This window comes from Streptosporangium sp. OZ121, from assembly GCF_051918885.1.
Classification (GTDB): Bacteria; Actinomycetota; Actinomycetes; order Streptosporangiales; family Streptosporangiaceae; genus Streptosporangium.
In genome coordinates, this window is sequence record NZ_JBPXMC010000001.1 from 763,620 (window position 1) to 775,325 (window position 11,706).

Sequence of the window (11,706 nt, forward strand, 5' to 3'; positions counted from 1 at the left end):
GCCCGCAGTCCCTCGTCGGTCTGGGTGGGGGCAGGCGGATGTCGACGATGGCCCCGTCCGGGCGGTGCCGCGCCACCCCGATCCGTGGCCGGCCCCCGGAACCGGGCCGGGCGCGCGACCGCCGAGGGGCCGCGGGGCCGCGGGCGTCGCCACCCGCTCCAGGGTATCGCCCGGCCCACGCCTCCAAGATCGGCTGTGACGCGTTGACGGCGGGGTTCGGGCGATGTGACGATTCGCCGATGCCCGATCTCCACGCCCGGATGGCCTCCCTGGCCGGTGACCTCACCGCGGCCGTGGTCGCGCGCTGCTCGGCGGAGGTGCCGTTCTACGGGGCGCTGCCGCGCCAGACCCTCGACGGCGAGGTGACCCGGTCGATCGTGGCGGTGCACGGCCTGCTGCTGCGGGGACTGCGTGACGAGGACGCGATGGGCCCGGGTGACCTGACCCGGCTCATCGAGTGGTCGGCGCGCCGGGCCGAGGAACGCGTGCCCCTGGAGGCGGTGATCGCCGCCTACCTGATCGGCGCCGACGTGTGGTGGCAGGCACTGACCGAGGTCGCGGAGCCCGGGGAACTGGCCGGGGCGGGTGCGAGCCTGCTCGCCTGCCTGCGCGCGGCCATGCCCGCCGTCGTGCTCGCCCACCTGCACGCCCAGGAGGACATCCACAGCGAGGACAAGCGGATACGGCGGGCCCTGCTGACCGCTCTGCTGGCCGGCCGGCCGTACGAGGAACCGGCCGAGGCGGCGCGGGTCGTGGTGGCCGGCGAGCACGAGGTCGCGGCGTTCGCGTTCGCGTCGAACCCGCCGGCCAGGTTGGTGCAGTCCTCCCTCGACGCCCATACGGGCATCCCGGTGCTGATGGACCATGTCGCCGGGATCGCGCTGCTGCCCGGCGGGTCCGACCTGCCGGGCCTGGTGGCCAGGCTCGCGGAGGAGGTGGGAGGGCCCGTTCTCGCCGCCGCCGCCCCGGCCGCCGGACCGGCGGCCATCCCGGCGGCGGCGGAGGAGGCGGGCCGCGTGCTGGAACTCGTCCAGCGGCTCGGCCGCCCGCCCGGGTTCTATCGCCTCGACGACGTGCTGCTGGAGTACCAGCTCGCGCGCCCGGGTGACGGGCTGGTCCGGCTGGCGGCCAAGCTCGACCCGCTGGAGGAGCATCCGTACCTGCTGGAGACGTTGCGCGTGTTCGTCGACCGCGGATACAACCGCCGCCAGACCGCGTTGGAGCTGTGCATCCACCGCAACACCCTGGACTACCGGTTGCACCGGGTGCGCGCGCTGACCGGGCTGGACCTGGCGGTCCCCGCCGAGGCGCGGTTGCTGCAGGCGGCGCTCATCTCCAGGGATCTCGCCTAGTTCGCCGGTTCACCCGGTTCGTCCGGCTCACATGGCTCACATGGCTCGCACGGCGAGCCTGGAGCCACACACTCAGTTCCTCCTCCCGCGGCGCGAGGACCACGCCCGTGCCGGGATGGTCGAAGACCATGACGGGCCGGCGCGCGTCCCAGGAGACCCAGCCGGGGTCTCCCGAGGTGGCGAAGGCCACCCAGGCGCGGTGCATGGCGTCGGCGAGCGGCTGGGGGGCGCCGGGCCCGGTCAGTTCCTCGCCGGCGCGCAGGGTGTCGAAGACGAAACCGATCTCCAGCGCGTGGCACGCGCCGAGCCCCATGACGGGCGAACGCCAGGCGAACTCGTAGACGAACGTCCGGGACGGCCGGGAGTCGGCGAGCCGGTTGAGCGGGCCGCGCAGCAGCAGGTCGGTGGCCATCTCGCCGAGGATCTCCCCGGGCCGGGCCCCCGGCCGGGCGGCCCGGTACAGCCGCGCCACCCGGCCCGGGATCCGGAACCTCAGCAGCGCCAGCCGCAGAGTGAGACCGCTGATCCGGTCCACCGTCCCGTCCGGCACGAACCACAGCCGGTACTCCTCCCGGTTGGAGCCCAGCAGCAGGTCGACCTCAAAGGGCGGGGGGTCGGCGGGCACCACGTCGCCGTCGACCACGATGTGGAAGCCGGGCCCGCCGCCGACGGGGTCGGCCCTGCCGACCACCGCGGCCTGCACGTCCAGCAGCCGCTCGCGATCCACCGCCGCGAACGCCTCGGCCGTGGCCGGCACCCGCAGCGCCCTCGCCATCGATCTCACGATCTTCGCGCCCTCGCCGCGCGGCACCGTGTGCGGCGGGCCGCTCTGCAGGATCGCCCGGTGGAACAGGCCGGCCGCGCGCGGGCTGGTCATCAGGGCCGCGATGGCGATGGCTCCGGCGGACTCCCCGCACACGGTGACGTTGCCCGGGTCCCCGCCGAAGGCGGCGATGTTGTCCCTGACCCAGGTCAGGGCCGCGATCTGGTCGAGCAGGCCGCGGTTGTCGGGTGCGTCGGGGAAGACGCCGAACCCCTCGACCCCGAGCCGGTAGTTGATCGAGACGAGGACCACGCCGTCGCGCGCGAAGGCCCGCCCGTCGTAGAGCGGCAGGCTCGCCGAGCCGTTGCGCATCGAGCCCCCGTGGATCCAGACCATCACCGGCAGCCGGTCCTCACCGCCGGCCGGAGTCCAGACGTTGAGGTTGAGACACTCGTCGCCGGGGATGTCCGGATCGGGGATCAGCCGGTCGAGAGGCGGCCGGTAGGGCCTCTTGGGGGCGGTCGGCCCGTACTCCAGCGCGTCACGCACCCCCTCCCAGGGCTCGACGGGGGCCGGGGCGAGGAAACGGCGGGCGCCGAAGGGCGGGGCGGCGTAGGGGACGCCGAGGAAGGTCGCGATCCCGTCCTGGACGCGGCCCCGGACCTTGCCGTGCCGGGTGGTCGCGATGATGTCCATCTCGGTCCTTTCGATGGGTGGCCCGCGGGCCGCCCCTGGCAGTGGCGGGGCCAGGGGCGGGTACGACGGGGATCGGGCGCCGCGGGTCGCGGCGGGAGCGATCTTCCAGGCAGGGTCAGGGAGCGGTGGCGGGGATCTGGGTGGCCCGGGCGTTGCGACGGACGTCGGACCAGGTGCGGGTGTCGGCGCAGATGCCGCAACCGGGGCCGAAGAACTGGGTACGGGCCGCCTGGTCGTCCATGAGGTGCAGGCGGAACCAGGCGGTCGTCGGCGCGGCGAACGGCCCGGCCCCGCCCACCACGGTGAAGTGGTCGGCCCCGCGCAGCTCGCCGTAGATGGCCGGGATGTGGTCGGCGGCGTTGTAGAAGGCCCTCACCAGGGCGGGGAGGACGATGCTGTCGCGCTGGCCGGCCAGCAGGAGCGCCGGGCCGTGTACGGCGTTGATGTTGGCCAGCGGTCCGGGCTGGATGGGCAGGATGGTGTCCACGCGCGGGTCCGCGCCGACGACGATGGCGGCCGCGCCGCCCTGGGAGTGGCCGGACGCGCCGATGCGCTCCAGGTCGACGCGGTTGTGGAAGACGCTGCTCGGGTCGGCGTTCCTGCGGGTGAGCAGGTCGATGCCGGCGCGCATGGAGATGCCGAGGTTGGACTGCGGGGTGTTGGCGGCGGCGACGACGAAGCCGTGGCTGGCCCAGTGCAGCAGCAGATCCCGGTAGACGACCGGGAAGGCGAAGGTGCCGTTGCCCCACACGATCACCGGATGGCGGCGGTCGCTCTGTGCGATGTCACGCGGGTAGTACAGGGTGTTCACCGCCCCGATCTCCACGGCGGTGGCGTAGGGGCCGAGGGCGCCGAAACCGGCGGACGACGCGACGCCGGCGGCGGGGGCGGCGGACGCCGAGGCGGCGCCCACGCCGGCCGGGGCGGACAGGACGAGGACGAGGACGATCGAGGTCAGCGGGACGAGCAGCTTTCTCCACGGCACGGCGAACTCCTGACGCCACGGTGAACCGGAGGTTTCGTCCGGCTCACACCTTGTTTGATCGCACATCCTGAAGGAGGAATCGACGGCCGTCTCTGCGCAATCGCGGCAATCACCGACGCGGGAGTTTGTGTGATGTCCCGACCGCCGCGGGAACGGACGGGAGACGCCTCCCGCTCACGTCCGGCGAGCCGGAACCCGGCCGGGCGGAGGCCGCCGGTGCGGGCCGGCTCGGTGGCCTGGCCGGACGTGGACGGATCAGACGGCTCGGCTACGAGGAGTCGCGAGTCCGTTCCGTGGCGCCGTCATCCGGTGGTGCCTTGCGCAGGCGCAGGACGAAGCGTGCGCCTCCGAAGGGTGAGGTTCCGACCTGGAGCGTCCCGTCGTGGGCGTGGGCGATGCTACGGGCGATGGCGAGGCCCAGGCCCGTGCCTCCGCGGTCGCGGCTGCGGGCCGCGTCCAGCCGGGCGAACCGTTCGAAGATCCGTCCCCGGTCGGTCTCGGCGATGCCTTCCCCGTCGTCGTCGACGATGACCTCGGCGCCGTCGCCGTTCGCCCGCACCTCGACGACCACCGTTTCCCTGGCGTGCCGCTCGGCGTTGTCCAGCAGGTTGGTGACGGCGCGGCCGATCTGGCTGTGCACGGCGTCGACGGGCACTTCCGAAGCGAGTACGAGTCGCACCTTCTGCGGGTCCGCCCGCCGCGAGACCTCCGCCCGTACCAGCGTCGCCAGATCGACCCTTTCCCGAAGCTGGGGCGGGCTGCACTCGATCTTGGCCAGCAGGAGCAGGTCGGTGATGATCGACTGGAGCCGGTCGAGGTCGGACAGCGAGTGCGCCAGCAGCTCGTTCAGGTCGGTCTCACCGGGGTGCAGCCGAGCCTCCTCCAGCTGGGCGCGAAGCCCCGCGAGGGGGGTGCGCAGCTCGTGGGAGGCGTCGGCGGTGAACTGCCGCTGACGTTCCATGGCGCCCTCCAGGCGGGCCAGCGTGCGGTTGACGCTGTCGGCCAGCTCGTGGATCTCGTCATCGCCGGGTGATACGGGCACCCGGCGATCGAGGGAGTTCGCGTTGATCTCGTCGAGTTCGGTGCGAACGGCGGTCACCGGCTTGAGGGACACGGTGACGATCCGGTGGCCGATGTAGGTGATGGTGCCGGCGAGCACCGCCATGCCCCCGATGACCGCCGTGGCCAGCCACGGATCGACCAGCGGGGGAACCGTGGGAGAGGCGCTGTAGACGACCAACCTCTCTCCCCCCCCGATGGGCCCACTGCGCGACCACGAGGTCGCATTCGCCGAGAAGGAAGTCACCGCCGCACACGACGGAGGTGGAGACGTTCGTGCCGTCGGGGGTGAACGTCGCCATGGGCGGTTTGCCGTACAGCCTCGGGGTCGAGGCGATGACCTTGCCCTTCGAGTCGACGACCTGCAGGTTGCGGGACCGGCGCTGCGCCAGGGGGTACTCCAGACGGTTCCGCTCTATTTGCACGGCCACGCGGCCGCCGGCGGCGGTGATCTCCTTGATGAGGGAATCGGTGACGAAATGGTTGATCGAGAACATGAGCATCGTCGCCACCAGCGAGCACAGCAGAAGCGCCACCACACCCGTGAACAGAGTGATGCGGGTTGTGATCGAGCTTCGCCGTCCTGTGCTCATCCTCCGGTTCCCCCTGGCCAGTGGACCATATGGGCCACCCGGCCCTGTGAGGGGGGTGCGTATCGGCCTCCGATGGCGCCCGAGCGGCACCCGGAGGGCCGTCTCCCGCGCCCTCCCGGGCCGTGAACGCCCACCGGGCGGCGGAGCGGAGAGCCCGTCTCACCTTCGTCGGGGGCGGAGGCGGGCGTGCGGCCGGTCGCGTGGGAAGCGGGCGGCCGATCACGTGGGGAGCAGGTCGCGGTCGGCTACGAGGGAGGAAGCAGGCTGCTGAAGGGCGCCGGAGACTCGAAGGGGTCGCCGGAGGCGGGTGGGTCGCGGCGGTCGACCTCGCGGGCGAGTTCGACGGCCGCTCGATCGACCCGCCTCGCCAGGGGCTCCTCGGCGCCCTCGGCGGCGCCCCAGTCCTCGGGACCGGCGAAGACCCCGGTCGGGACGACCACGGCCCGCAGGTAGGAGAAGAGCGGCCGCAGCCCGTGTTCGAGCACCAGCGAGTGCCTCGCCGTGCCGCCGGTCGCGGCGATCAGCACGGGTTTGCCGATCAGCGCGGTGTCGTCGAGCACGTCGACGAACATCTTGAACAGCCCGTTGTACGACGTGGTGAAGGTCGGCGTCACCGCGATCAGCCCGTCGGCTCGGGCGACCTTCCGGAGCACCCGCTCCAGCTCTTCCGACGGATATCCGACGATCAGGTTGTTGACCAGGTCGTGGCCGTGGTCACGTACCTCGATCGTCTCGAGGTCCACCTCCGCGCCGAGCCGTTCCAGCTCGCGTCGCGTCGCGGAGGCCAGCCGGTCGGCGAGCAACCGCGTGGACGAGGGTTGCCGCAGGCCGGCGGCCACCACCGCGATGGTGCGCTTCAACGTCCGGCCTCCTTCGCCGCCCTCAGGGAGGCGTGCGTGGGGGCGTCCGGCACGTGCGCGGGCCGGTCGGCGGCGAACTCCTTCCTGAGCACCTGGGCGATCTCCCCGAGCTGTTCGATCTGCTCCAGCACGACCGCGCGCGGCACCCCCAGCGCGTCGACGTTGAAGAGCTGCCGCTGGTAGTCGCCGCCGGCGAACTCCCGGAACTCCATCGTCCGCTCGATCACCTGCTGCGGGCTGCCGACCAGCAGGGCGGTGTCCCGCGCCGTCTCCTCCAGCGACGGCCCGCCGCCGTAGACCGGCGAGGCGTCGTAGTACGGGCGGAACTCGCGGATCGCGTCCTGGGAGTTCTTGCGGACGTACAGCTGGGCGGCGAGACCGACGATCGCCTGGTCCGCAGGGCCGTGGCCGTAGTGCTCGAACCGCCGGCGGTACAGCCCGACCATCTGCCGGACGTGCCGCTTCGGCCAGAGCACGTTGTTGTGGAAGAACCCGTCACCGTAGTACGCGGCCTGTTCGGCGATCTCGGGGCTGCGGATCGAGCCGTGCCAGACGAACGGCGGTACGCCGTCCAGCGGCCGCGGCGTCGAGGTGAATCCCTGCAGCGGCGTACGGAACCGGCCCTCCCAGTCGACGACCTCCTCCCGCCAGAGCCTGCGCAGCAACGCGTAGTTCTCGACGGCGAGGGCGATCCCGTCCCGGATGTCCTTGCCGAACCAGGGGTAGACCGGCCCGGTGTTGCCCCGGCCCATCATCAGGTCGACCCGGCCGTCGGCCAGGTGCTGCAGCATCGCGTAGTCCTCGGCGATCTTCACCGGGTCGTTGGTGGTGATCAGCGTGGTCGAGGTCGACAGGATGATCCGGTCCGTCCGGGCGGCGACGTGGCCCAGGATCGTGGTCGGCGACGAGGGCATGAACGGCGGGTTGTGGTGCTCGCCGATCGCGAAGACGTCGAGGCCGACCTGCTCGGCCAGCTCGGCGTACTCCAGTACCGCCTTGATCCGCTCGCGCTCCGTGACAGGGCGGCCGGTGACCGGGTCACCGACCACGTCCCCCACCCCGAAGATCCCGATTTGCATCTTCATCCCCGTTGCTTCGGCATTCGTTATTGATCGATCCCCGGTGCGGCACCGCTCCCCAGGCGGTGCCGGCCGGCCGGGAACACCGCGGCTCCCGTCGAGGTGCCTCGGATCACGCCGCCCTGACCGTCGCGAGGGCGTTGCTCCAGGAGACGACCTGGTCGAGCATCGCGTCGACCCCCGCGACGTGGTACTCGGCGGGGGCGAACTCGGTGTAGTTCTTGAAGTCCGTCGCCAGCGACAGCGCGACCTGGGCGCGCACGGTGGCGACCTTCAGCTCGGCCATCACCAGGCGCAGGTGCTCGACGGCGCGGGCGCCGCCGACGGAGCCGTAGCTGACGAAGCCGGCCGCCTTGTCGTTCCACTCCGCGAACAGGAAGTCGATGGCGTTCTTCAGCGCGCCGGAGGTGGAGTGGTTGTACTCGGGCGTGACGAAGACGAAACCGTCGAACGACGCGATCTTCTCCGCCCAGGCCAGCGTGTGCGGCCTGCTGTAGCGACCGATCGACGGCGGGAGCTCCTCGTCCAGGTGCGGCAGCTTGAAATCGGCGATGTCGACCAGCTCGAACTCGGCGTCACCGCGCCGTCCGGCGATGTCGAGCACCCACCTGGCCACGGACTCGCCGACACGGCCGGGACGGGTGCTTCCGATGATGATCGCGATCTTGGGCATGAGGTCCTCTCAGAGGTTGTGCGCGGGCATCCCGCACCGGCGACGGAGGTTCCGCGCCGGCTCTGAGCCTGGTACCTCGGCGTGCATTTTTTGTTCACGTTTTGTGCAGGGGCGTCCCGCCCCCTCGCGGCGGGCGGGACGCGCCTACCCGGCTTGACGGCGGCCGGGCTCTCCCAGGTCCGCCTGACCGATCATGTCGGCCAGCCACCGTGCCGGTGCCTCACCGATCCCGGCGGCCTGCGCGGCGGTCTCCCGCAGGTTCTCCCACTCGTCCCGCATCCAGGCCCGGGCCGTCCCGGCACCGTCGAACTCCAGCCCGGCCTCTCCCCCGGCCTCGTCCCCGGCCTCTCCGGGGACGAGGCCGGGGACGAGGCCTGGGTCGGTGGCCAGCAGGGCGTTGCGCAGCGTGGCCGCGTAGAACCGCGTCAGTCTGGCCAGCGCGGCGTGGCAGGCGGCCTCGCCCTCCTCGAGCAACGCCCGGGAGCAGGCGTACTTGCGAATCGGGTTGTGGAAGCGGTAGCGCTCGCCGGCGGTCTCCACGAGGTGAATGTCGGCGAGCGACTCCAGCAGGCTCTCGGTCTTGTGCGGCGCCAGATCGAGCACGGCCGTCGCCGCGCTCAGCGAGAAGTCGGCCGCCTGTGACACGGCCAGGAGCCGGAGCGCCCGGATCTGGTTCCGGGGCAGGGCGCGCACCGCGGACTCGTACCTGCCCTCGATCACCCCGCACTCCTCGAACCCCCACTCCGGGTGGTGACCGCGGACACCCAGCCTTCTCACCGCGGTCGCCAGGCTCCAGTCCGGCCGCGACGCCAGGCGGGCCCCGACCGTGTGGACCACCTGCGGCAGTCCCGCGGTGAACTCGTACAGGCGACGGGCCTCGCCGGGTTCCGCCCGGATCCGTGCCGCGCCCAGCATCCACTCCAGCAACGCGCGTGCCTCCGGCTCCGAGAACGGGTCGAGCTTGGTCCAGCGCGCGTGGGACAGCCCGAACAGCCGCCGCTGGGCGGTGATGACGACCGCCGCCCCGCCGGCGCCGGGCAGGAGCGGCCGTACCTGGTCCGCGTCGCGCGCGTCGTCCAGCACCACCAGCGACCGGCGGCCGATGGTCAGCGACCGCCAGAGCGCGGCACGCTCACCGGAGGACTCCGGTGGTGCCTCGACCCCGGCCGCGCGCAGCAGGACCGCGAGAGGGTCCCCCGGCGCGCCCAGGTCGACGAAGAACTGGCCGTCCGGGAACTCGCCGGCCAGCCTGTGCCCGAGGTGGACCGCCAAAGTGGTCTTGCCGATGCCGGGAAGCCCGGCGATACCGATCACCGGCACCTGCGTGTCGGAGGCCTCCAGCATCCCGGCCAGCCGGCGCACCTCGCCGGACCTTCCGGTGAACTCCGGCAGGTCGGGCGGCAGTGATCTGGGGGTCTCGATCGCCCTGGCCCCGGCGTGCCGCGACCCGGCCACCGCCGGCCCGTCCCGCCCCGGGGTGTCCAGCGAGGGGTCCGAGGCCAGGATCCGCCGCTGCATCTCCCGCAGCCCCGGCCCCGGATCGAGGCCCAGCTCGTCGGCCAGCAACCGCTGCGTCTCCTGGAACAGCGCGAGCGCGTCCGCCTTCCGCCCCGACCGGTACAACGCCAGCATGAGCAGTTCGCGGGGCCGTTCCCGCAGGGGCTGTTCGATCACCATCGACGCCAGCGAGGGACCGGCCTCCGCGTGCCGGCCCAACCGGAGGTCGGCGGCGGCCAGGTCCTCGATCGCCGCGAACCGGAGTTCGATCAGCCGGGTGCGCTCGTTCTCGAGGTACCCGCCCGGTACGCCGGCCAGCGGGGTGCCCTTCCAGAGCCCGAGGGCGGCGCGCAGCTCGGTCGCCTCGGTCTCGTGGTCACCGATCCGCCGGGCGTCGTGAGCGGCCCTGATCCTCTGCTGGAAGCCGGCGAGATCGAGGGCCCCGGCCGTCACCGGCAACGCGTAGCCACCGGCCACGGACTCGATCACCACGGCCGTCGGACCGTCCTCCAGGACTCTGCGAAGCCGCGAGACATAGGACCGGATCATCCCCGCCGCGGCGGACGGCGGCTCCTCGCCCCAGATCGCCGAGATCAGCTGGTCCTGCGACGTCACCGCGCCCTCGCGCAGCAGCAGGACGCCGAGGAGCGCACGCTGCTGAGGGGCGCCGAGGTCGATCTCGACCTCCCCGCGCCACGCCCTGACCGGTCCGAGCAGCTCCCAGCGCAGCCCTTCGGTCACCGCGCGCTCATCTTGCAAGCCACCTGAGTGATGAACCCGGTACGTGGACACGCCGCCTCCCGTGAGTCCGCATGCGAATAGTGATGACACCGCCGCACCCCGGCGGCACACAGCCCCATAGAACGCCCTGGCCAGCGCTTATCATCCGCCCGCCCGCCGGTGGACGCGAACTGCCGGAGCGGGGGGTGCGGCCGCTCCCGCGAAACCCCGTCGGGAAACCCGGCGGGATCGGCGGTTTCGCCGGCAGGTGATCCGGATCCGGCCCGGCGGTACCAGACCGCCTTACTTCCCCCGCCACTGCGGGTTCGAGCTTGAGTAAACACCGTGGGCGCTGTTAGCTTCACCCGGTGGACGACATGGCGGCACGAACGGAGACGATCGAGGACTTCGCGGCGGCTCTGCGAGAACTTCGCAAATCGGTCGGAAACCCACCTTTTCGGGAGATGTCTGGCCGATCGGGGGCGATCTCGCACACGACGTTGCACGAAGCCACGAAGGGGAACCGGCTTCCGAGCTGGGAGACCACCGTCGAGTTCGCCAAGGCGTGCGGCGCGGACCCGGCCGCGTACCGCGAACGCTGGGAGAGGGCGAATCTGGCGGTCAGGTCGGCGAGCGCCGGAGATCTCTCAGTTCGCGCGGGCACCTCGGTGGCCCGTCCGCCCGGTGGACTCGCGGCCTCCGCCCCGGGCCCCGCGGAAAGCCGCGCCGTGCACGTCGCCATCGGGTCGCAGGCGCCACGGCCGGCCGGTGAGACCTCGGCACCCGCGCCGCCGCCACCGCCCGGCGAGATCAGGGGCGACCTCCGGCCACCCCTCCCCGCGCCGGGGGACCGAGGGCGATTCCGGCTGACCCACCTGGCCGCGGCCGCGCTCGCGGCGGCGGCCGTCGGTATGGGGACAGCGGTCCTGATCACGACCACCGTCAATCGCGGCTCCGGGACCGACGGGCACAGCCCGAACCCGTCCGGCAGCCCGTCGAAGGACTCACTGTCGGCGGCCGACTGCCCGGTGAGCCCGACCAACCCGCCGTGGGGCCCGCCCGCGCACAAGGGTGATTCGGCGGTGTTCGTCGGGGACATCACGCTCCCCGACTGCACGCGCGTCGACCCCGGCCAGACCACGACCAAGGTGTGGCGGCTCAAGAACGCCGGGACCGTGCCGTGGAAGGGATACTCACTGCATCGCCTCGACCCCCAGCGACCCGACGAATGCCGGACCGTCTCCGACGTACCGATCAAGGACACGCGCCCCGGGAGGATGGTCGACATCCGGACCGACATCACCGCGCCGAAGAACCCGGGCTTCTGCTATGTGCGGTTCAAGATGATGGACGGTTCGGGACGGGTCGCGTTCCCCGGAGGCCGGCCGCTCAACTTCCAGGTCATCGTCGACTGAGGCCCGTTTCCGTG

General features: G+C 72.3%; 9 protein-coding genes. 2 read left to right on the forward strand and 7 right to left on the reverse strand.

Annotation, left to right across the window (positions count from 1 at the left end; genetic code table 11):
• Positions 1-239 precede the first annotated feature (239 nt).
• The gene (locus ACTOQ1_RS03595; protein ID WP_440064384.1) at positions 240-1,352 is read left to right on the forward strand and encodes a PucR family transcriptional regulator; all 1,113 of its coding nucleotides are present in this window, start codon (positions 240-242) and stop codon (positions 1,350-1,352) included.
• Here the strand turns inward: ACTOQ1_RS03595 and ACTOQ1_RS03600 are convergent.
• The 7 genes from ACTOQ1_RS03600 to ACTOQ1_RS03630 form a co-directional block, all read right to left on the reverse strand.
• Complete coding sequence (locus ACTOQ1_RS03600; protein ID WP_440064385.1) at positions 1,330-2,811, reverse strand: carboxylesterase/lipase family protein; 1,482 nt, start codon at positions 2,809-2,811, stop codon at positions 1,330-1,332. The two genes, ACTOQ1_RS03595 and ACTOQ1_RS03600, sit on opposite strands and share 23 nt — an antisense overlap.
• Positions 2,812-2,926: 115 nt before the next feature.
• A complete protein-coding gene (locus ACTOQ1_RS03605) occupies positions 2,927-3,796 on the reverse strand; it encodes an alpha/beta hydrolase family protein (protein WP_440064387.1) in 870 nt (289 codons plus the stop codon).
• 268 nt (positions 3,797-4,064) lie between these two features.
• Entirely contained in the window at positions 4,065-5,036 is a 972-nt protein-coding gene (locus tag ACTOQ1_RS03610; protein ID WP_440064389.1) for an ATP-binding protein, read from the reverse strand.
• 657 nt (positions 5,037-5,693) lie between these two features.
• A complete protein-coding gene (locus tag ACTOQ1_RS03615; RefSeq protein ID WP_440064391.1) occupies positions 5,694-6,308 on the reverse strand; it encodes an FMN reductase in 615 nt (204 codons plus the stop codon).
• On the reverse strand, positions 6,305-7,387 hold the full coding sequence (locus ACTOQ1_RS03620) for a CE1758 family FMN-dependent luciferase-like monooxygenase (protein ID WP_440064773.1): 1,083 nt from the start codon (positions 7,385-7,387) through the stop codon (positions 6,305-6,307). Before ACTOQ1_RS03620 ends, ACTOQ1_RS03615 begins: the two co-directional genes overlap by 4 nt.
• A 112-nt stretch (positions 7,388-7,499) precedes the next feature.
• Positions 7,500-8,060: an NADPH-dependent FMN reductase gene (locus tag ACTOQ1_RS03625; protein WP_440064393.1), complete on the reverse strand. Its 561-nt coding sequence runs from the start codon at positions 8,058-8,060 to the stop codon at positions 7,500-7,502.
• Positions 8,061-8,204: 144 nt separating this feature from the next.
• Positions 8,205-10,298 (reverse strand): BTAD domain-containing putative transcriptional regulator, encoded by a 2,094-nt coding sequence (locus tag ACTOQ1_RS03630; RefSeq protein ID WP_440064395.1) that lies wholly within the window; start codon positions 10,296-10,298, stop codon positions 8,205-8,207.
• 443 nt (positions 10,299-10,741) lie between these two features.
• Here ACTOQ1_RS03630 and ACTOQ1_RS03635 point away from each other — a divergent pair, with 443 nt between their 5' ends.
• Entirely contained in the window at positions 10,742-11,692 is a 951-nt protein-coding gene (locus tag ACTOQ1_RS03635; RefSeq protein ID WP_440064396.1) for an NBR1-Ig-like domain-containing protein, read from the forward strand.
• The last annotated feature ends 14 nt before the right edge of the window (positions 11,693-11,706 follow it).